This window comes from Acinetobacter pittii ANC 4050 (genome assembly GCF_000399685.1).
In the GTDB taxonomy this organism is placed as follows: domain Bacteria; phylum Pseudomonadota; class Gammaproteobacteria; order Pseudomonadales; family Moraxellaceae; genus Acinetobacter; species Acinetobacter pittii_E.
This window is the reverse complement of sequence record NZ_KB976987.1, coordinates 966,069-988,317: the sequence shown is the minus strand read 5'-3', so window position 1 is coordinate 988,317 and position 22,249 is coordinate 966,069. Positions and strand designations below refer to the sequence as shown.

Annotated in this window: 21 protein-coding genes; 2 read left to right on the top strand and 19 right to left on the bottom strand. The window is 40.0% G+C overall.

What is annotated here, in order from left to right; all coding sequences use genetic code 11:
• Window positions 1-59: 59 nt before the first annotated feature.
• From F931_RS08515 to F931_RS08490, 6 genes are all read right to left on the bottom strand, one after another.
• A complete protein-coding gene (locus F931_RS08515) occupies window positions 60-1,553 on the bottom strand; it encodes a nicotinate phosphoribosyltransferase (RefSeq protein ID WP_016140975.1) in 1,494 nt (497 codons plus the stop codon).
• An 11-nt stretch (window positions 1,554-1,564) separates the two neighbouring features.
• A complete protein-coding gene (locus tag F931_RS08510) occupies window positions 1,565-2,449 on the bottom strand; it encodes a phosphoribosyltransferase family protein (RefSeq protein WP_016140974.1) in 885 nt (294 codons plus the stop codon).
• Between the two features lie 284 nt (window positions 2,450-2,733).
• Window positions 2,734-3,225 carry a GNAT family N-acetyltransferase gene (locus F931_RS08505; RefSeq protein ID WP_025470298.1) on the bottom strand — a complete coding sequence of 164 codons (492 nt, stop codon included), beginning with the start codon at window positions 3,223-3,225 and terminating at the stop codon, window positions 2,734-2,736.
• Window positions 3,222-3,986 (bottom strand): ABC transporter ATP-binding protein, encoded by a 765-nt coding sequence (locus F931_RS08500; RefSeq protein WP_016140972.1) that lies wholly within the window; start codon window positions 3,984-3,986, stop codon window positions 3,222-3,224. The genes F931_RS08505 and F931_RS08500 overlap by 4 nt, the downstream gene beginning before the upstream one ends.
• The gene (locus F931_RS08495; RefSeq protein WP_080649453.1) at window positions 3,983-4,993 is read right to left on the bottom strand and encodes a FecCD family ABC transporter permease; all 1,011 of its coding nucleotides are present in this window, start codon (window positions 4,991-4,993) and stop codon (window positions 3,983-3,985) included. The genes F931_RS08500 and F931_RS08495 overlap by 4 nt, the downstream gene beginning before the upstream one ends.
• Window positions 4,994-4,995: 2 nt before the next feature.
• Window positions 4,996-6,015 carry an ABC transporter substrate-binding protein gene (locus tag F931_RS08490; protein WP_025470297.1) on the bottom strand — a complete coding sequence of 340 codons (1,020 nt, stop codon included), beginning with the start codon at window positions 6,013-6,015 and terminating at the stop codon, window positions 4,996-4,998.
• Window positions 6,016-6,340: 325 nt separating this feature from the next.
• Between F931_RS08490 and F931_RS08485 the strand changes: the two genes are divergently transcribed.
• A complete protein-coding gene (locus tag F931_RS08485; protein WP_016140969.1) occupies window positions 6,341-7,684 on the top strand; it encodes a PepSY-associated TM helix domain-containing protein in 1,344 nt (447 codons plus the stop codon).
• A gap of 117 nt (window positions 7,685-7,801) precedes the next feature.
• On the opposite strand, the gene catC is transcribed toward F931_RS08485, so the two are convergent.
• The 10 genes from catC to F931_RS08435 all read right to left on the bottom strand — a co-directional run bounded on the left by catC (window position 7,802) and on the right by F931_RS08435 (window position 16,656).
• On the bottom strand, window positions 7,802-8,092 hold the full coding sequence (catC, locus tag F931_RS08480; RefSeq protein ID WP_016140968.1) for a muconolactone Delta-isomerase: 291 nt from the start codon (window positions 8,090-8,092) through the stop codon (window positions 7,802-7,804).
• A 13-nt stretch (window positions 8,093-8,105) separates the two neighbouring features.
• On the bottom strand, window positions 8,106-9,314 hold the full coding sequence (gene pcaF, locus F931_RS08475; RefSeq protein WP_016140967.1) for a 3-oxoadipyl-CoA thiolase: 1,209 nt from the start codon (window positions 9,312-9,314) through the stop codon (window positions 8,106-8,108).
• Window positions 9,315-9,694: 380 nt separating this feature from the next.
• On the bottom strand, window positions 9,695-10,345 hold the full coding sequence (locus tag F931_RS08470; protein WP_016140966.1) for a 3-oxoacid CoA-transferase subunit B: 651 nt from the start codon (window positions 10,343-10,345) through the stop codon (window positions 9,695-9,697).
• An 18-nt stretch (window positions 10,346-10,363) separates the two neighbouring features.
• Entirely contained in the window at window positions 10,364-11,035 is a 672-nt protein-coding gene (locus F931_RS08465) for a 3-oxoacid CoA-transferase subunit A (protein WP_016140965.1), read from the bottom strand.
• A gap of 81 nt (window positions 11,036-11,116) precedes the next feature.
• A complete protein-coding gene (locus tag F931_RS08460; RefSeq protein WP_016140964.1) occupies window positions 11,117-12,049 on the bottom strand; it encodes an alpha/beta fold hydrolase in 933 nt (310 codons plus the stop codon).
• Between the two features lie 116 nt (window positions 12,050-12,165).
• On the bottom strand, window positions 12,166-12,939 hold the full coding sequence (locus F931_RS08455) for a substrate-binding domain-containing protein (RefSeq protein WP_016140963.1): 774 nt from the start codon (window positions 12,937-12,939) through the stop codon (window positions 12,166-12,168).
• Window positions 12,940-13,000: 61 nt separating this feature from the next.
• Complete coding sequence (locus tag F931_RS08450) at window positions 13,001-13,840, bottom strand: amidohydrolase family protein (protein WP_016140962.1); 840 nt, start codon at window positions 13,838-13,840, stop codon at window positions 13,001-13,003.
• Window positions 13,841-13,919: 79 nt separating this feature from the next.
• On the bottom strand, window positions 13,920-14,738 hold the full coding sequence (locus tag F931_RS08445) for an SDR family NAD(P)-dependent oxidoreductase (protein ID WP_016140961.1): 819 nt from the start codon (window positions 14,736-14,738) through the stop codon (window positions 13,920-13,922).
• Between the two features lies 1 nt (window position 14,739).
• Window positions 14,740-15,303, bottom strand: coding sequence for a carboxymuconolactone decarboxylase family protein (locus F931_RS08440; protein ID WP_016140960.1), 564 nt, complete (start codon window positions 15,301-15,303; stop codon window positions 14,740-14,742).
• A 30-nt stretch (window positions 15,304-15,333) separates the two neighbouring features.
• On the bottom strand, window positions 15,334-16,656 hold the full coding sequence (locus tag F931_RS08435) for a C4-dicarboxylate transporter DctA (RefSeq protein WP_016140959.1): 1,323 nt from the start codon (window positions 16,654-16,656) through the stop codon (window positions 15,334-15,336).
• Between the two features lie 415 nt (window positions 16,657-17,071).
• Between F931_RS08435 and F931_RS08430 the strand changes: the two genes are divergently transcribed.
• Window positions 17,072-17,983 (top strand): LysR family transcriptional regulator, encoded by a 912-nt coding sequence (locus F931_RS08430; RefSeq protein WP_016140958.1) that lies wholly within the window; start codon window positions 17,072-17,074, stop codon window positions 17,981-17,983.
• A 118-nt stretch (window positions 17,984-18,101) separates the two neighbouring features.
• Here F931_RS08430 and F931_RS08425 read toward each other — a convergent pair whose 3' ends face one another.
• From F931_RS08425 to fadL, 3 genes are all read right to left on the bottom strand, one after another.
• Window positions 18,102-18,986, bottom strand: coding sequence for a bile acid:sodium symporter family protein (locus tag F931_RS08425; protein WP_016140957.1), 885 nt, complete (start codon window positions 18,984-18,986; stop codon window positions 18,102-18,104).
• A gap of 71 nt (window positions 18,987-19,057) precedes the next feature.
• Window positions 19,058-20,698: a long-chain-fatty-acid--CoA ligase gene (locus F931_RS08420; RefSeq protein WP_016140956.1), complete on the bottom strand. Its 1,641-nt coding sequence runs from the start codon at window positions 20,696-20,698 to the stop codon at window positions 19,058-19,060.
• A 137-nt stretch (window positions 20,699-20,835) separates the two neighbouring features.
• Window positions 20,836-22,209, bottom strand: coding sequence for an outer membrane protein transport protein (gene fadL, locus F931_RS08415; RefSeq protein WP_016140955.1), 1,374 nt, complete (start codon window positions 22,207-22,209; stop codon window positions 20,836-20,838).
• Between the last annotated feature and the right edge of the window lie 40 nt (window positions 22,210-22,249).

The following is a 22,249-nucleotide window of genomic DNA, read 5'->3' as shown; positions in this document are numbered from 1 at the left end:
TTCAGCCTCTCAATAAAAACGATGAGCCGATACACACGCAACGGCTCATCTAAATTCAGTTATACGATAGATAAACGCTCACGAATTTGATCTAAAGTACACTCATATTGAAGTTTACCATTTTCAAAGACTGTTTTTAGTGCTCCGCCTTGTTCTTGTTCGGCTGTTTGCTCATCAAATAAAGTAAAACCATTTTCACTTTCTTCGATACGTAATAGACCTTTCGCAGATTTTTTTACGCCTGAGTCAGTAATCGGGTCTTTAAACAGCTCGCGGCCTACACCATTGACCTGCCCCCAAGTTGCTTTTACAGCAAACCCAAAGGTATCGCGAGTTAAGTAGTTATAGGTAAAGCTGCCGATCCCAAACACCAAGTTGTTTGATGCAAAACCTTTGGCTTCTAATCCTTCTAAAATGCGCTGTGCGCGGTCTAAAGTAATTGAGTCACCGTAAATTAAACCGACACGTTCATTCAGTACTTTATAGCCTTGCTCAGTGGTTGTACCACCAAATACTTCCCACAAACATTCAACTGCACCTTTGTAGGCTGGACTACCGACTTCGGCGTCTGGGTCACCACAAATAATTTTAACAGGGTCGCCAGAGTCAGGACGGAAAACTAATTTAGCCAAGCCTAAAGCATTGGGTTGTCTTGCCAAAATTTCAGATTTTAACGCCACCGTAAACTCGGTAATCACTCGCCAAAAGTCCCATGTATCAGACACAATACTAACCACACCAGACGGATAAAGCTCGCAGATTAAACGCTTAAATGTGTCTAACTCACTGTTTTCTGTCCCCATACACATCACACTGTGTTCAGTTGCAGGTACAGATACTCCAATCACACCTGTTGCATTGTAATATTCTTCGGCGTAGTCGATTGAAGCAACCGAGTCTGTTCCAATAAAACTGGTTAAGTGACCTACGCCTGATTGCGCCGCATCATAAATGCCACTCATACCACGGCTACTAAAATCGTGTCCTTGCACAGGTACAAAATCGAGTGGTGCGCCAGTTTTTACGGCATACTGGGTTAATAAGCGTTTGTATTCGTAGGCAATCGTTGCAGTAGTACAGCTTTTCCAAAGCTCAGCGCTTAACACCGTTTCAATATAATTCGTTAACCAAAAGAAACGCGGGTCTGTATTAATGATGGTGAGCACGGGTACACGCATATTGACGCGGCTACCTTCCGGCAATGCTTTAATGCGTAATGGTAAATAGCCCAAGTCGTGTAACGCTTCAATGTGATCAACAGGTACTGCGCCTTCACCTAATGAACTATCCATACGGCGTTTATAAGCAGCCACTACTTTGTCTTTAGGTTGCTTGAAAAAGCCTTCATTCCATGTATCAATTAAAAAGTGTTTGATAAAACCCTGAAGCCCAAAGAACACAACTTTATCGTCAAAGTCAGGCAACATTTTAGCGAGGCGAGATGAACGCGGCGTAAAGTTTGCGTATACATACTCTGTACCTGCCGGATACTGACGTCTGTGGTCAGCTTTATAAAAATCGATAGCATTTAATGGGTTAAGTTTAATAGTCATCTTTATTCTCTTTATTTTGCTGCAAAAGCAATTACTGAAATTTTGTCTGATGGTTGTTGTGGAAAGCTGTCCGAGGTAAATAGCTGGTCAAGCAGCCCATCAAAAACCTCTATACCTTTACTAAAAATACCGTGGGTCACATATAGAACGACCTTATGGCAATTGAGGCGACGGAGTTCTTTGGCAATACCAATAAAGGTTGCACCGCCGTCACAAATATCATCGGTAATAACCGCGGTTAGGCCTGATAAATCAGACGCATGTACATGCGTACCCAAAATTTTGCCAGTCACTGGGTCGCGTTTTTTATCACACTGAACAATAGTGATGGGTTGTTTACGTTCAATATTAAAAGCGTCTGCAACCATTTGTGTACGTGCTTTTGCGCCTTTGTCTGGGCAAATCAATACGGTTTTTTCATCTTTTAATAGTGCACTCAGCGCTTCACTCTTTGTGATGATGTCGACTGAACTGACATTTACAACTTCACTAAAAGAAGTATTGGCAGCAAGTAAGGCTGTTGTTACTTGACTATGGCAGTCCCAAATAGTGATTTTGCCTTGTTTGCCCACTTTTTTGTCTGCATTAATGTTGAGTAATTTGGTCATCACATCGAGTGAAAATGCTTGACCTACTGCACAAATACGATCCTGACGTGCATATGGAAAATATGGAATTTCTAGGTCAACAGTTAAGCCGTGATTCAGCAATATATTTTCAAGTAGTAAATAATCCATCACATCATGACTTGAGGTCATTTGTGCGCGGACCAATACGTTGCCAGATAGTGAACCTAACGTTGTCTCATCAATTTGAACATGACGCTCTCCACCAGAAAACTGCGAAAATTTCACTGGAATTTCATTACTTGCCGCATCTAAAAGCTGGATAGCCATAACATCCTCTTTTTGTCTGATGACCTTCGATAAATATATAGTGGCACAAAGCCACTATATGTTTCAAGTCTATTTTTTAAACTTTTTTCAAGCTAATTTAAGACATAAAATTGAGGGTTTTAGAGCGTTTATAAATTAGTTATTTAATAGAAATTATTATTCAAGCTATTGAAAAAATAATTAATTTACAAAAATCATGACGAGTAAAACTACTATTAAAAGTAGCAGATACAACTCTGCCCGCCATAAATCTTGTAGTTTTAAAATAAATTTTTTTTAACAGACTATAAAGATTTACTCATGTGAATGGTGTCATATGTATCGATCCATTCCCGTTGAATCACCTTAAATCCTTGTAGAGTCCAAAATTCTTCAGCCGCCGGCAAAAATGGATGTGTGTGCAAATACAAGTTAGTAATCCGATTGTTTTTTGCATGGCTAAACAACATGTCACATAGTTGGGTTGCGATGCCCTTACGGCGGTATTCAGGTAATACAAACAACTTAACCACTTCTACCGTATTGGACGGCAAATTTAAATCAAAACGATGGTCATAAGCTCGATATGCAATGGTGCCAATAATGCGGTTTTGGTCTTTTACTGTAATGAAACAGCCCAATGGGTCATGAACATAATATTGCTCAAAATTCTGTAAATCTTTGGGAACTTGCCCATGATAAATTTCTGGGAATAGCTGCTGTCTTGTATAAAGTACAAACTCTACCGCAGAATCGTAGTCAGATTTTTCAACCAACTGATAATCAAACATATTTATAGCCAAGAATGATCAGGGATAACAATGGTTTTGTCTTGAATCATGGCCTCATGAAACTCAACATCGTAGACACTTTTTAAAAACTTTGGATCGGTTATTCGTGTTTTTGACTCAGGCTTAACCACCTCATGTTGTCGCATAAAAAATAGATGATCTGCAAATAAAAAAGCCAAGTTAGGATCATGCATAATCGCAATCACCGTAAAATTTTGCCGAGACAACTGACGCAATTTTTTCATTAAATAAGACTGATAATAAACATCAAGATGGTTGGTTGGTTCATCAAGCAAAATAACTTTTGGGGCTTGCACTAAAATGCGGGCAATCATAACCAGTTGCCTTTCACCACCTGATAGCTCGGTATAAGGACGGTCACGCAAATGCTCAATATCTAAATCAAGCAAAGCTTGGTCTACACGCTGCCAGTCTGATTTTGAAGGACGATATCGACTAAAAGCAGCACGCCCTGTAATCACCACATCTTTAACCAAAAATGGAAATACGGTTTTATGAAACTGCGGTAAAAAACCGAGTAAGGCTGCCCGATCTTTTCCTTTAAAATCTGATAGTGATTTCCCATAGTAACGAATCAACCCATCTTTTACAGGTTCTAGGCCCGCCATCAATTTAAACAGTGTCGATTTACCACAGCCATTACGCCCTAAAATCACTGAAAACTGATTTACAGGAAACTCCAGATGAATATTTTTAAGAACCTGTTTGTGCCCATAGGCATAATTTAACTGATCAATTTGAATCATGCCCACTGAGTCCTCTGTGTTTTCATTAATAATAAGAAAAATGGTGCACCAAGTAGCATGGTAAAAATACCAATTGGTATTTCAAATGTCAGTAGAACCCGAGAAAAGTTATCAATCATGAGTAGAAAACTGCCGCCCAAAATCATATTGGCAGGAATACTGTAGCGGTGATCTGGTCCCACCAACATTCTCACAATATGCGGCATAAACAGTCCATATAAGCTAATAATGCCCGCCGCTGCCACAGATGTTGAAGTACATACGGTCACCAGCGCAATTAAAATAAGCTGCTCCCAGCGCGGGTTAACTCCAACCGCCTGCGCTTCTTCAGCACCGAGTGCCATTAAGTTTAGGCGCCAACGCATCGCAAATAATCCAGCAAGGCCAATACAAATCGGTAGCACGGCATATTGAACCTTTTGCCAAGAGGCTTGATGTAGATTACCCATCGTCCATTGCACTATTGCTTGCAGTTTAAATGGATCACTTAAATATTGAATAATCGTAAGGCCTGCTAAAAACAGCCCTGAAACAATCATGCCCGATAAAATTACCATCACTAAAGACGTCTGGCTTTCATGTTTTTGATGCGCGAATAAATACGTTAAGGCAACAGCGCACACACCAAAAACAAAGGCTGATAGATTTGGCGAAAGCCAACTTAAAGAAAGTGCTAAAGCTGCACCGAACGCCGCTCCCGATGAAATACCGAGTACATATGAGTCAACCAAGGGATTACGAAATAATGCCTGCAAGCCATTCCCCGCAGTTGCTAATGCAGCTCCCACCATAAAGGTGAGTAAGATTCTGGGCAATCTGACATTGACTAGAATGTTTTGCATCAGTCTAAATTGTTCCGCGTCAAAATATGGTGTACCGAAGACAGCTTGCACCCCCCACAGCACATAGTCCCATGCACTTAAGGTCTGAGTTGGCCCAATCAGCAACGAGATAAAAATCATGAGGAACGGTAACGGGTAAAACCAATAATATTTCAGCTTTTCCATATTCATTGCACCAACGCTTTGGCAAGCTGCTCACCATACAACTTGTTTAAAATACGCTGTTGTAAAGCACTTACAGGTAAATCAGACTGTTCAGGATAAATACTGTGATTTAGATAAATCGCCGTAATAATGATTTTGATGGTATGTGGGTTATATATAAATGCAGGACTCAAATTAAAAACTTTTCGATTTTGTACGGCACTTAAGTCTTGTAATTCTTTTCGTTCATAAATCAGTTTTGGGTTGGTATTCCAAAGCACAATATTGTCAGGGTTCCACTCAATTAATGTCTCGGGGTTTACATTAGGTTGATTGGCATTGGTCTGAACAATATTGTACGCACCCGCCAGCTCAATAAAGTCATTGGTAATTGACTCACGTCCAGAAGTAGAAAAAATACGTCCTCCGGACCATGCATAGTAAATTGATTGCTTATTTGGTTGACGTGCAGTCTTGGCTGCGACCTCCGCAACAACTTCATCCGAAAAATTTAAAATTTCCTGAGCGCGCTTTTGAGCACCACTTAAAACCGCAATTTCAGATAATTCTTCTTTTACTAGCTCGTAAGTACCTGACTCCATGACATATACAGCAATACCAAACTGCCGTAATAGTTCAATTGTTTGGGTTTGTCCACTCCCTACAATCACCAGATCTGGTTTTAACAACACAAGACTTTCAATATTGGTTGCATTAGCACCTTGTGAAGGTGTCGCAAGCTGCTTATTGGCAATGCGTTGATCTATTTTTGAATAGGCATTAAATAATAAAGGCTGGATGTATACTTCAGCTGGTATACCAATCACTTTGTGACCTTGCCCTAGCATATATAAGCCATCTAAACCCGACTCAAATAAAGAAACAATTCTTTGAGCTGGTTCAGCTACACAGACTTTTGTATTTGTACTATCAAAAACACATATCGAATGAGTTGTTAAGTTTTCTTGAGTTTTTCTATTTTGTTCAGATGAAGAGCATCCGTACAGGATGAATAAAGTGAGTATTGAAACCAGCAATCTCATTTTCGGCATCTTGCGCACAAATGTGGTGCAAAATAAAAAGACGTGTCTATTTGGTGCATTTTTCATGTGGAAAAAACAGTATAAGAGAGCAAAACGGTTTGTATCATCATTTATACAACAATCAAATTAAGTATGTTAGATAAGGTCTTAGATAGTAAGCAAAAAAAACGCCAAATTTACCAAGTAATAAAAACTATTGAATGATTGGGCTAAAAAGCCTACATAAAAGCGAGTCAAATAATTTAATCATGTTTACAGCTCATTTAACATCAACAGAAATAAATCGCTATAATCCGCCCCAACACCTGATAGACACTCTTTTCTGATGCTGACTCAATCATCCTTCTGGCGTAGTCTTTACCGTTTAATTCATATTTATGCTGGTATTTTTATTGCACCATTAATCTTGTTTGCTGCAATTACCGGTTTACTCTATGCCATTACGCCTCAACTCGAACAAGCGATTTATAAAGATGTTCTATACGTTCAGCCGCTGGATCAACCGCCACATAAGCTGAGCCAGCAAATTGAAGCCGCAAAGCAAGTAATGCCTAAGTCTGCACAGGTAATTGAAGTTAGACCAGCACCAAGCGCTGACGAGACAACACGTGTCATTTTTTCAGATCCAATACATGATTTTACGAGTGAAGCCGTTTTTATTGATCCTTTTACGCTTAAAGCCCAAGGCCATCTAGCGGTCTATGGTACGAGTGGAGTGTTGCCGTTTCGAACTACGCTTGATCAACTGCATAGTAATTTATTGCTAGGGAAATGGGGACGCTTTTATAGTGAATTGGCAGCAAGCTGGTTAGCTATTTTGACTTTAACTGGACTATATAATTGGTTGAAACGTCGTCAAAATCTTAAAATCCGACAAACACAAAAAAATAAATTATTGAGATGGCATAGCACGCTGGGTTTAACTTTATTTCCACTCTTATTATTAATCGCCATTACAGGACTTACATGGTCTGAATGGGCTGGCGATAATATTCGAGTTGCTCGTCAATGGCTGAACTGGCAAACCCCAACATTGGCAACCTCTCTTCAAGAAGATAATTTACCTACAGTGATGCACCATGAACATCACGAAATGCCACACAGTGAAAATCTCAATTTAAATATCGTTTCAAGTGAGTACGATAGCGCTCTTTCAATAGCTAGAGCTCATGGTATTGACGCGGTACAAATACAAATCAAACCACCGACCAGTGGAAATCAAGCTTGGACCGTAGCCGAGATTCAGCGCAAATGGCCAACTCAAGCAGACAGTATCGCCATTGATATGGAACAACACAAAGTTATCGATCAACTTGCGTTTAAAGACTATTCACTGGTAGCAAAGCTCACCCGTTGGGGAGTTGATGCGCATATTGGGGTTTTATTTGGCTGGATAAACCAACTGGTACTGGTGCTTTACGCGCTTGCGCTGTGTATCATGATTATTTACGCATATAGAACTGCGTTTAAAAACTCGAATTTAAAACACATGACAACCCACTTTGTTAGTCAAAGTTTATTGATTTGGAACCGCGCAACTGGGCCGCAAAAATTATGGTTTATAGCGGCGAGTCTCGTGTTAGGAGTCAGCTTACCTATTTTTGGATTTAGTCTTTTATTTACGCTTTTTATCTTTGCTATGCGTAAATATATTCCTTCTAAATCATAAATTTTCATTTGTGTAAGGAGTTAGACTTAAGCTTTGTCTAACTCCTTTTTAATAAAAATCCCAAATCAAAAACAACGTGCTTTCAAACTCTTGCTTTAAAAAAAGAGTGATTAACTATTAATAATCACCTTCTCGCACTGAAGACGGATGCCTATTTAAAGCAATCACTTCAATTTTCATATAAGGATAGAGAGGTAAACCTTGTAATAGATTATGTAGTTCCTCATTACTTTCAACATCAAAAATACTAATATTGGCGTATTGTCCTGTGATTCTCCATAAGTGACGACACTTCCCTTGTCTTTGAATTTCTTGGGAATAAGCACGCTCTCTTGCTTTAATATCTTCAATTTCCTGCTCAGTTAAATGGCTAGGTAAAGTCACATCTTTTCGTACGTAAAATAACATTCATTTTTTCCTTTTAAATAACACGTTCAATAATCAGTGCAATCCCTTGGCCAACACCAATACACATTGAACATAAGGCATAACGACCACCTGTTTGCTCAAGCTGGTTTAAGGCTGTGGTGACGAGGCGTGCACCTGACGCACCAAGTGGATGACCTAAAGCAATTGCTCCACCGTTTGGATTTACCTTGTTGCTATCATCTGGCAAACCTAAATCACGGGTCACAGCCAAAGCCTGTGCAGCAAACGCTTCATTTAGTTCAATTACATCCATCTGATCTAAAGTCAGGTTGGCTTGTTTCAGTAATTTTTTAATCGCTGGTGCCGGAGCAAAACCCATAATGCGCGGTTCTACACCCACCGCTGTTGAAGCAATGATCTTGGCACGTGGTTTGAGGTTATAAGTTTGAACAGCTTCATCAGAAGCAATCAATAAAGCTGCTGCACCATCGTTAATGCCTGAAGCATTTCCGGCAGTGACAGTGCCGTCTGCTTTGACCACAGGCTTCAGTTTGCTTAAGCCTTCAAGCGTGGTCGTTGCACGTGGATGTTCATCAGTATCAATCACAACAGCATCACCCTTACGCTGAGGGATTTCAACTGCCACGATTTCTTTAGAAAAAAAGCCTTTGGCTTGCGCGCTTGCGGTGCGTTGTTGGCTCAGCAAGGCAAACTGGTCCTGATCTGCACGATTGACGTTAAACTGTTCAGCCACGTTTTCGGCAGTCTGGGGCATGGTGTCTACACCATACAATTCTTTAAGTTTTGGGTTAATGAAACGCCAGCCCATGGTGGTGTCTTCGATCTTCTGGCTACGACCAAAAGCACTGTCAGACTTGCCCATCACATAGGGTGCACGGCTCATGCTTTCTACACCACCTGCAATCACCAAGTTCGCTTCACCTGCTTTAATGGCACGGGCAGCAATGGCAATGGCATCGAGTGAAGAACCACAGAGACGGTTAATAGTCGTTGCGGGCACCTGATACGGCAAACCTGCAAGGAGAGCTGACATACGGCCAACGTTACGGTTATCTTCACCGGCTTGGTTGGCACAGCCATAGATCACATCATCGACCTGTTCCCAATCTACATTCGGGTTACGCTGGATTAAAGCTTTAATCGGCACAGCGCCAAGGTCATCGGCACGGACAGGTGCAAGGCCACCGGCATAACGGCCGAATGGAGTACGGATGGCATCGATGATATAAGCGTTTTTCATTCTTACATTTCCATTTTGAAATCTGTTGCTGTCATTGCCACAAATGATTGGGTTATCCATTCTTCCTTTGCGTAGGCAATGCCTCACTTTTGACAGGGCAAAAGTGACAAAACCCTTTGTTGCTCAGACACAACATCCCTGTTGTGCTGAGCAACGAGGCGACATCCATGTCGCCACCTCGTATCTACTAGCAGTTTGCTATCGTGACAGGTGACATGGATGTCACCCGTTGGACAGGGAGGCAAGGAAGCCTCCTCTGTTCAACATAGATTTTTGTTACTTTTCATCTTTGAAAAGTAAGGTGTTGCCTATACAAAAGGCTTTTGAATATCAATCTAATTCAAGGCCGTGATGCTATTTATTAACTGTAGCGACTACACTTAATTCGTCGCATCAATCAAAGTTGCACCCGTTAAAGCCTGCAACTCATCAAAGCTCAGACCTTCCACTTTCTCAAGCACCTTTAAACCATCTCGGGTCACGTCAATCACACACAAGTCGGTGTAAATACGATCCACACACTGTTTACCCGTCACTGGATAAGTGAGCTCAGCGACAATCTTTGGTTCGCCTTGCTTAGTTACATGGTCTGTCGTGATAAAGACTTTCTTGGCACCTACAGCCAAATCCATTGCACCACCCACCGCAGGAATCGCATCCGGTGCACCGGTGTGCCAGTTGGCCAAGTCACCATTGGCTGCAACCTGAAAGGCGCCAAGCACCGCAATATCAAGGTGACCTCCACGCATCATGGCAAATGAGTCGCCATGATGGAAAAAGCTGCCACCTTCAAGCATAGTCACAAACTCTTTACCCGCATTAATCAGTTCAGGATCTTCTTCACCTGCTGCTGGCGGTGGACCAAAAGCCAACAAACCATTTTCGGAATGAAGAAAAATATCTTTGTCGTTCGTTAGGTAGCTGGCAATCTTGGTCGGTAAGCCAATACCTAAGTTCACATAGGCACCCTCTGGAATATCTTGTGCCACACGCTTTGCAATCTGGTCACGGCTGAGTTTCTGGTAGCTCATGTTATTTCTCCTTATTGCTTACTGTGCGGGTGCAACTTGTACAACGTGCTGTACAAAGATACCTGGGGTAATGATGTGTTCCGGATCTAATCCACCTAGCTCAACCACCTCAGACACCTGAGCAATGGTGACATCAGCAGCCATCGCCATGATCGGGCCAAAGTTACGGGCTGATTTACGGTAAACCAGATTGCCCCAGCGGTCGCCCTTGTAAGCCTTAATCAAGGCAAAATCAGCTTTGATCGGATATTCGAGTACGTAATCTTTCCCATCAATCTCACGGGTTTCTTTACCTTCAGCTAAAAGTGTTCCAAAGCCTGTTGGGGTAAACACAGCACCTAACCCCATACCTGCTGCCTGAATACGACAAGCCAGATTGCCTTGCGGCACGACTTCAAGTTCGACCTTTCCAGCACGGTACAACTCATCAAACACATAAGAGTCTGCCTGACGTGGGAAAGAACAAATCACTTTTTTAACTGAACCGGCTTTAAGCAGTTTCGCCAGACCGTAATCACCGTTACCGGCATTGTTGCTGACAATGGTTAAATCTTTGACACCCAGTCCAATCAGTCCGTCAATGAGTTCAGCGGGTTGTCCTGCGGTACCAAAACCACCAATCAGAATGGTTGCATCATCTTTAATCTGCGATAGTGCCTCGCTTAGTGAGGACTTACTTTTGTCAATCATATGGAAAAGTCTCTTAAAGTCGTAATGCACAAAATCGATTAGAAACGAACGTTCTTGAACGTCCGTTTCTTTAAGGAACAACTATGATTTTTTCGCGAATTGTTGTTTAGCAAATTTACCAATGGCATCCGCTAAAGCTTTCGGTTGCTCTGGAACTAGGGCATGACCTGCATTTTTAATTTCGACTATCGTCACTCGATCACCTAAAGCACCTTTTAAAACACCTCTTAAAGGTTTAGGCGCCACTGTGTCGTATTCTGGTTGAATATCTAAAATAGGTGCTTTACCAGCAGCAAAGTAATCATCTACAGGCGTGTTATTACGCGCATAACCTTGCGCATCGTGTGCTTCGTGGTGCCAACCAGTTAGCCATACACGCGGATCATTCATTGGCGCAAAGAACGCACGTTTTAAATATTCAATACGCTTAGCTTCGGGAAGCTCTTCATTTCCAGCGTTATCAATCGCCTCACGAATTTCAGGGCCAATTGGTTTACCTTTATATCCCTCTGGCACTTTACCAGCCGAAGCACCTGCTAATACCACCCCTTTAACCAAATCTGGACGCTGTGTTGCAACCATACGGGTTGGGAAATTGCCCCATGCATGGCCGACTACAATTGCAGGACCAGCTTTAAAATGTTCGATTACTGCCGCAACGTCGTTTCCATAGTCTTGAATATGTAATTTTTCCATTGGTCCACGGCTTAAACCAATTCCACGAACTTCTGGTCGAATTACTCTAAAGCCCTGTTTAACCAAATCTTGTGCAACCACATCATAGTCGCGTACAGAACGTCCTAGTGACGACATAATCACAATAGTAGGCCCTTTACCTTGTACATAGGCTTGAATAGAGACATCACCATAATTCACCATCTCATAAGGCACACTGCTGACCTTAGAAGTGGCAGTTGTATGGGCCGCTGGTGAGATATTTGTTTGTTTTGCTTCCGTAACCGTTGCTGTGGCTAATAATATTGCTGTAGATAAAATAGCTAAGGTTTTGTTCATCTTAATCAACTCCATGTTTTAGATGATTGTGGTTTAAAAATTAAATAAATAGATTTAAGTCATTAGACTCAACGATGTCGCCAAAATTACAGTGAAGTATTTTTCATGCTGATTTTTCACTGACCCAGTGGTTCCAAACCACTTTTAGTCAAAATACTTGCTGCTTGTTTAGTTTTTAAAAACTGTACAAATTGAGCTGCGATTTCAGGATGTTCAGCTTTTTTGGCAATGACTGAAGAAAATTTACTAATGTATTGCAAGCTTTCAGGTAAAGGTGCGACAAAGGTAATTCCTTTAGTATGTTTAAGTTCACTAATCTGTTGCATTCCTACATCGGCTTGGCGTTCTACTAAAACGTCTCCAACCAGTTTTTTACCTGGTACTTCAAGCCCTTTTTTTTGCATTTCTTGTTCAATATTTAGTTTTTTGAATAAGGTTGAGCGAATATAGACACCGCTTGCACCTTGAGAGTAAGCGACTTTTTGGGCTGACAATAAGGCTGCCTTTAGGTCTGCTTCATTTTTTAACGGCGGTACTTTAGTTCCTTTACTCACTGCCAAACCAATTTTTGAATTTGCCAATTCAGTACGACTAGTTAAGTCAAAATTTTGACTTAACTCATTAGATTTAAGTGCATCATCCAAAATAATCGCCAAGTCCATTTTTTCATTATTTTTAATCCGCATTGGTAATGATTCAGGAGACTTTCCAGCTGATGGTCCCCATTCAATATGAACCGTATTTCCGGTTAATTTTTCATACATCGGAATCAGGGTATCCATTGCACCATGAAAAGAACCAGAAGCAATAACATTTAATTGCGCTGCATGCGCTGGTATGACCATAGCAATTGATAAGCCCATTCCTGAGACTAATTTTTTTAAACTCATTTTTACTTCCTTTTAAGTGAAGAAGTATTCACTCAATGAATACTTCATTGGTTTTAGAACTTTAATTTTCTTTGAAATATAAATTTCGAGGGTTATCAACAAATACGGCTTGTTTTAATTCGGGCGTATCGAGTGCTTTTAATGCAAACTGTAAAAGCTCATCATCATTAGGAACCTCACCTTTAATATTTGGATGAGGCCAATCTGTTCCCCATACCACTCGGTTTGGAGCAAGCTTGATTAACTTTTGAACCCAATTCAGTGAAGCCTCCCAAGTGTTGGCAGGCTGACCATTCATTGCACGATCAATTCCGGAAATTTTTAGCCAATGCTTCGGATTCGACATGACTTGTTGCAGTTTATGAAAAGTGTTTTCTGCATCTTGTGAATCGAGTAAATTAGGTCGCGCCATGTGATCAATCACAATATCGACATCTATGTCTTGCCAAGCTTCAATCGCAGGTAGGATATCTTCAATTTTGCCGTGTATCTGAATATGCAATCCAAGCTTTGCAACTCGCTCAACCGAGCTACGTAGTGCTTGCGGATCACGACTTCCAGGCAAATGCCCCATCATGTTAAAGCGAATACCACAAATACCACCGTGCTTTAATTCAATGAGCTGTTGATCAGAAATATCGTGATCTACTAAAGCCACACCCCGATAATTAAAGTTACTTTGTTCAATCGCATCTAAAATGATGGCGTTATCTGAACCGTAGGCAACGGCTTGAACAAAAACACCGTGTTCAATTCCTAAACTTTTGTGCAACTCAAGCATTTGTTGAAAGGTTGCTGGTTGAGGGTGATATGCAGCGTCTTTAGGTAACGGAAAGCGATCAAAAGGCCCATATATATGAAAATGGCAATCCCATGAACCTCTTGGCAAATTAAATGACATAGTACTTCCTAAACAAATCTTATTAGGTTCAACAAATATTCCATGCAGCTCACATATTTGGAGTTACTCGGAATTCACCTTAATCACAGCGTGCAGTCATTCCGCCATCGACCACAATTTCTGTTCCGGTAACAAAACGTGCTTCATCACTTGCAAGAAACAAAGCAGCAAACGCTGTATCACGGCCATCTCCCATAAAGCCTGCGGGAATTCGTTTTAAACGACTTTCAAGCAATTGATCCACATCACCGCCTGTACGTTGCCCTGCTAAACGGACCTCAACCATTGGCGTATGTAATTGACCCGGCAAGACAGTGTTTACACGTATTCCTTTAGGGGCATATTCGACAGCAGTCACTTTTGATAATTGAATAATTGCGGCTTTACTTGCGGCATAGGCAACTTGCGGGGAACCTGTAAAACGAATTCCAGAAGTTGAAGCCGTATTTACAATCGAACCACCGCCTTGTTGCTCCATATAGGGAATGGCATGTTTACAAGTTAAAAAGACACTTTTTAAATTTAAGTCGAGCTGTTTGTTCCAAGCCTCTTCTGATAGAGCGACAGCACCACCAGCAGCAGAACCACCAACGTTATTCACTAAAATATCTACGCGTCCATATTTCTCTACGCAGGCTTCAACCATGGCTTTGACTGACTGACTGTCAGTCACATCACACGCAAAAGGTGTCACGTCACCATCAAAGTTTTGAATACGATTTAAAGTCTCTTGCATTGCATCAATCGAACGATCTACGGCAAAAATTTTTGCTCCTGCTTTTGCAAAGAGTACTGCCGCTGCACGACCATTTCCCCAACCCGGACCCACACAACCTGCACCCGTAATGATTGCAACTTTGTCTTGCAAACGTCCTTGAGGATTAATTTCATCAAACATATTAAATTCCTGCTTTTGGAGTTGGTAATTCAGGAGCTACACCTGCTGGTGGTGGAACTTCAAATACATTAATCGTCATGGAAATCAGGGTGTAATAACCTGCTATCGCAACTAAATCGATTAATGTATCTGTCCCAAGTAGTTGCTCTATATCTCTATAGGTCTGCTCAGACACCCTTTTAGTTTCATGAAGCTCACAAATGAACTGATAAATTAATTGTTCATCTTTATGAATAAACGCAGGTTGCTCACCTAAACGAATTGCTTCAATGACGTCCGTACTTAGGCCAGCCTCAATTGCATAAGGTTTATGAGCAGCCCATTCATATTCAGCAAGCCAGTGTCTACCCATCAATAAGATGGCTAACTCACTCAAACGCGGCTCTAAACAGCTGTCGTAGCGACAATATTGGCCAAGACTTTGTGCTAAGTTGGCTAACTTTGGATGATGCAACCAGATCGCTAAAGGACCTCGCACACCTTTACGTGGACCGCTTGCAATTGCATCGAATACAACTTGTTGTTCAGCAGTTAAATGTTCTGGGTCGATAGCTTTTAAACGCATGTCTATTCTCGATATAAGAAGTTGAGATAATTAATGAGATTTATCTAAAACTTGACTTGAGTGATTTGAATCAGAGGCTAACGGCGTCTCTACCAAAGAATCTTTAGCCCGTAGCAAACTACGCTTAGGTTTTTTCCCTGTTTGTTTTTCAAAGGCATCTGCATCGAAAGCATTTTCCCAACGAGCGACTGCATAAACCGCAAGCGTATTTCCAATAATGTTGGTAATTGCCATGATGGTTGCCATAATCCGGTCAACACCAAACAACAGTCCCAAACCACCTAAAGGTAAAGTTTTTACAGACTGTAAAGTCGCCGCCAACTTAATAAAGGCGCCTCCAGCGACAGTAGTGCCACCTTTCGAGGTAAAGCTTAAAATTGCTAATAGAACCAGTTGATCGATTAAACTCAAAGGTGTATCAGTTGCTTGAGCAATAAAGCCCACAGCGATCGCCATATATAAAGCTGTGCCATCTAAATTGAAGCTATAACCTGTAGGTAAGACAAACCCGACAACCGCTTCGTCACAACCCGTTTTTTTGAGTTTTTCAATCAGTTTAGGAAAGGCAACTTCACCAGATGCTGTACCGAATACCAAAAGTATTTCGTCACGAATTACTTTTAAAACAGTAAGGAAAGGTAGACCAATAATCCACGTCACAGCACCAAGAGCAAATACGATAAAGAAGAAGCAAGCTGCATAGAAAACACCAATTAACTTCATTAAATAAATTAGTGTTTCACCGCCGTAACTACCAATTGCAGCCGACATCGCCCCAAATGCACCGAGTGGCGCAAGCTTCATAATAAAACCCAGCATCTTGAACAAGATGGTTTGTGCTTCATCAATTCCTTTAACAATGACAGAGTCCGGACCACAGCATAAATTGATAGCCATACCCGCTAAAATTGAAACGACCAATACTTGTAATACGTTTCCAGTCGCAAAAGCGTCTACGATAGTATGCGGAATCATATTTAAGAAGAAATCAACCGCGGAAAGTGTTGCTGAACCCTTTGCTGCATCAGGTTCGGCTAAGTCAGTTGCATGAAGGCCTAAACCAGGTTGCAACACATTGACAAACACAAAACCAATCAGCATTGCTATGGTTGTTAATACTTCAAAATAAATAAGTGACTTAATACCCAAACGGCCCAGTTTTTTCATATCTTTAATATGAGTTAAACCATGAACCAAGGTAAGAAAAATCAAAGGAGCTAAAAGCATTTTTAGTAAAGCAATAAATGCTTGACCTAATGGCTTCATTGCCTTTGCCCATTCGGGGGAAACTAAACCCAAAATAATGGCAGCAATAATTGCAATAATTACCTGCACATGTAGTTTTTTTAACATGTCGAATTCCTATATCGAAACTTTAAAATGCTTGTGCTTAAACACATCCCTGCATTTTTTGGCAAACGAATCCCCTATAAACAACATTCATATGTGTTTAGATTTACATTTATCAGAGGGTTCAATTGTCTAGAGTGTTTAACTCATCGAAAAGCTAGATTTAAAATATAATCTGTCATAGAATCAGTCCTTAATCATATTTTTCCAAATAAACCTGATCAATCCTATTTGCTAGACCAGTTTAAAAATCAACAATGATATCAATAACTTTTCACTAAAAATTGATATCGCTTGATAAAACATCACGTAAAATAAGAAGCTTATTTCTCCTTCCTTATAAGTTCCGTTCCTTACGTCTGAATTCATTGTTATATAATCACCATCTTTATGGAATAGGATTTAGGCACTATCAGATATGAATGAAATTAATATCGCACAAATCGACTTAAATCTATTAAAGTGCTTTGAAGTCTTATATGAAGAACAGAATGCTTCACGTGCAGCTGAGCGTTTAGGAATTACTCAATCTGCTGTCAGTGCCTCCTTAAGACGACTTAGAGATATTTACCAAGATCCACTTTTTCAGCGGACTGGCCGAGGTCTTGCACCCACCACCAAGGCTCATGCTTTAAAGCCCCTAGTGAGCAATGCTTTAAATATTTTTAGGGAAACCTTGTTGTCCCTACCCAATAATGAAAATACCTTGCAACAAAGAATTATCACGATTGGCATGTCTGATGATTTTGAAATTGCATTTGCACAAGAAATTATCGAACAAGTTAAATTAAAATTTCCACACTACAGAATCGTAATTAAACAAACCTACACGCATATCATTGCCGAAATGTTGGTCAAGCATAATGTTGATATTGGAGTGACATCTGGTGGAATCTACTATCATTCTTTGTATCGAGAATTAATGGTATTAGGTGATTATTCTTGTTTGGTAACACATCCCGAAGATGCAATTGAACTAAGCTTGGATAAGTTTTTAAGTTTTGAACATTTACTCATTTCAAATACTGGGCAAATTGGGATTGTTGACGAACATTTAACGAAATTAAATAAAACCAGACGGATTTTTGCTTCTACTTCTCATTTTGCAGCTATTCCGTGGTTATTAAAAAATAAAGGAACGGTTTGTACTCTTCCTACCCACGCCGCAAGAAAGATTTCTGAAATTGTACCTGCCCTGATTTATACAAAATGTCCAATTTCGATACCGACCTACCCCATGGTTCTTTCATGTAGAAAAACATCGCTTAAAGACAAAGCAATTTTGGATGTACAAGAAGTCATTAGAACAGTTATTAATAGGTATAAATAGACTTGTATATTAAGGAAATAACATGAAACTTAAACAAGTTCTAGAAAACAATTAATAGAACCAAAAAGGAGGTTTTAACCTCCTTTTAATTGAAAATTAAAGAAACCTTTTAGTTCATTTAAGTCGTTGTTGAGAGCTGCGAAATATCTTTCTTTTCCAAGCGATTTAACAATGAACCAAAGCTTGCTGCAACAATGTACATAAATAATGAATACACCGCTGCTGGCATGGCAGCCATATTGCTTTCCATTACAGTAAAAGCAATGGTCATGGCTAAAGTACTATTATGAATCCCTATTTCGAACGCACAAGCCTTTGCCTGAAAGCTATTTACACCGAATAATCGTGGAACAAAATAGCCCACCATTAAACTACACACACAGAACAGTAAAGTTGCTAACCCAATTTGCCCAAGATACGTCATCAGATTTTGGTAATCCCGCACAACTGCTAATATGATAATTGTTACTAGAAAAACAATAGCAAAAACACGTACAGGTCTATTGAGCTTTTCAGCTATATGGGGTGAAAAATGGCGGATTAACATTCCAATACCGACAGGTATTAAAATAATAAGGAAAACTTGTATGATTTTAGAGAATTGCAATCCTACATTTTGTCCATTTTCCATAAAATGTTGTATTGCAAAGTTCACAATTAATGGAAGTGTAAATGCAGCAATCACCGAATTTATAGCTGTTAAAGTAATATTTAAAGCAATATCGCCTTTATAGAGATAACTAAATAAATTGGCAGTTGGTCCACCCGGTGATGCAGAAAGTAGCATTAAACCCACGGCGAGCATGGGTGGTAAAGCAAGAATCTTACAAATAATAAAAGCAATACTGACTAAAATAACCAGTTGGCAAAATAATGCGATAAAGACAGCTTTTGGGTGTTGTCGTACGCGTTTAAAGTCATTTATGGTTAACTCTAGACCCAAACCAGCCATAATAATTGCAAGTGCAATAGGTAAAAATACGGTAATTAATCCTGAACCCATAATCTTATTCCTTTTTCATTTATAGGCATTCCAGCCCATGAATACTTATGTTTTTAATTAAAAAATTCTGACTAAACCTTTAGTTCTTTTCTTAAAATTTTACCCACATTTGACTTAGGTAATTCATTGATAAATTGGATATGACGGGGTTGTTTGTAGCCTGTCAGGTTTTCTTTGGCATAGGTCTGGATTTCTTCAACCGATAAAGAAGCGTCTTTTTTAACAATAAAAGCTTTAGGTACTTCACCCGATTTTTCATCGGCAATACCAACCACGGCGACTTCCAAAATTTTTGGATGCTGAGCCAAAACTTCTTCAATTTCATTTGGAAAAACATTAAAGCCTGAAACTAAAATCATATCTTTCTTGCGATCAATAATTTTGGTATAGCCTTTTTCATTCATAAAACCAATATCGCCCGTTCTAAAGAAACCATCATCAGTCATGACTGCTTTAGTTTCTTCAGGCAAATTCCAATAACCTTTCATGACTTGCGGACCGCGGATTGCAATTTCTCCATTTTCACCGGGCGGTAATGGATTGCCTTCATCATCCAAAATAGCGATATCTGTACTTGGCACAGGAATACCAATCGTGCCACTAAAACAATTAGAAATCGGCGGGTTAAATGTCGCAACAGGAGAGGTTTCTGATAAGCCATATCCCTCACGGATAATACGCCCTGTCAGCTTTTCCCATCCATCGGCGGTGGATTTCAAAATTGCCATACCGCCGCCTGTAGTAATCTCCAAACGGCTATGGTCCAATTTATTAAAGCCTTCATGATTAAGCAGTGCATTAAATAAAGTATTTACGGCAGGAAAAACGGTAGGACGATACTTTTCAAAACAATGCACAAGAGCATCTAAATCACGTGGGTTCGGAACTAAAACAGTGGTATAACCTTTATTTATTGCGCTGTGCAGTAAACAGACAGTAAAGCCAAAAATATGATAAAGCGGTAAGGCACAGATTGCGATTTCATCTTCAAAAGCATCTCGGTCACCAAAGTAGCTTTTAAAAATCACATTATTTTGTAATAAATTGGCGACAATATTTTTATGGGTTAGTTCTGCACCTTTTGATACACCCGTTGTCCCACCTGTGTATTGCAAAAGTGCAGTATCCTCAAGAATAAGTTTGGGGCGTATATAATCTTGGGCATTTACCGTCAACAAGATTTGCTTAAAATCGTAGTATTTTGAATCTGATGTGTCTAACCTTGGAGCGGGTTCATCTAACATTTCTGTCATAGTTGTAGTGATAATCTGTTCAACCGCCACTTGTTCTTTGACAGCCTCATAAATAGGTACAAACTGTTCCAATATAAACAAGACTTTTGCGCCTGCATCGTTTAATTGATGCTTTAATTCACGCGCCGTATATAGTGGATTAATATTGACCAGAATATAGCCTGCGCGAATCACGGCAAGCGAAATAACTGGGTATTGAATAATATTGGGCATCATTATGGCAACACGTGTACCTTTTTCTAGGCCCAAACCTTGCAAGAACGTTGCTATTTTTCGGCTGTATAAGTCGATTTCCCCATAAGTAAAAGACTTATCTGCAAATATAAAAGCATTTCTTTTCTGAAACTTATTAAAACTGTTGTCCCAAAAATCGAGAAGTGAAGTTTGTTCATCAGGCAATGTAATCGTACTTTCAATATTCCATTGCTTATATTCATCTAACCAAATTTGATTTTTCATCTTATTGTCCTTTTATGAGAGGGAGAAATGGAACTATTCCTACTCCACTTTTTATATTTTCTTTATTCTCTTGATCTGCTTACTCTCTTACCGAAAAAATCCTTCTATATAAATAAGCGATCTATCAAATAGTTGAATTAAAATTTATAACCAATTTTCAAACCATAACCAATTGAATAGTTATCCTTATATTCGCCGACATAATATTCACTGCCTGCCTGTGCACCCAGCTGACCTTGGGCATTACCTAGCCATAGATACTTCACTCCACCTGAAATAAAGTATTTAGCGGTTGGACTATATTGGGCACCAAGCCCAACACTGTAATAACCTTTAGCAGGCCCACCTGTAGAAACACGTTCACCTGCTCCCGAGTCCCAACCTACAGAAACTGAACCTGTCCATTTATCGCTTAGACGTTGTCCAATCCCAAGATTAGCAGACCATTGATCGTCATAATAACGAACTAAATTAAAGCCATTTGGACGACTTGGCGTTGATAGGACCCCAACAACTTCTGAGATTTCACCAAAACGGTATGGTTTAAACTCAAAATCATTCCAGTGAACCCAACGCACGTTACCAAACAATAAAGTGCCTTTGCGTAATCCGGTCTGAAACTCCAGATTTACTGACTCTGGCGCTCTAAATTTAGTTGGACCTGACGTTCCTGCTGAAGGTAAGCCTGCAATAATATGATTAAGTGCTTCTTTACGTGATTCAGTGAGTTGTCCTATAGAAACCATATACGCTAAATGCTGATCAAGAAAATCACGGCCTTGCTGCGTACTTAACATATCAACCAGTGGTGCATTTTCATTGGCAGTCACTTCATGCATAATTTCTGAACGATAGGTCAATGAGGCTTTAATGGCTTTTTCTGGGATTTGATAACCAAATCCTGCCAACCATCCCCAATCTCCAACCTCTTTAGCATTAAAGTCATAGCCATTATATAAACTGAAAACTTGGCCTCTTAAATTGACGTTACTTTTAAACGTCTGATAAACAGGACCTGCATAAAAGTTCCAGTTCTTATCCGGTTGATAACCAAATATCAGACTAAAATTTTGCATAACAAAATTCGATTTGGTGTTCCCTGTTACGGCTTCTCCACCAGTCTTTTGGGCAAGTGTTGCTGAATCAATGCCTGGTACTAAAATCGTATCACTCGGCTTAGCAACAAAGCTGTTATTTCCATAATATTCAGAGTCGGAAGTAAATGGCTGATCATAAAGAAAACCAAATGAGAACTGAGGTGCTAACTGTAATTTTAAAGCTGCACTGGGACGATAATCAGAGTTTGCAATATCAGAAATACTATTACGTGTTGGGTTTGTACCTGCTTCTTGTCCTTCTAACGAAGTGTCTGAAACAGATAAACTTGCCTCAAAATAATTACCAGGTTGTAGAAATGCAGAAATTGATTGTCCTGTTCGATCAAATGCTGCTGCATAGAGTGGGCTCGTACAAAATGAAGCCATGACCATGACTAATGTTTTCTTTTTCATCTTTTAATCCGTCCTAGATTTTTATTTTTACTTATTAGGG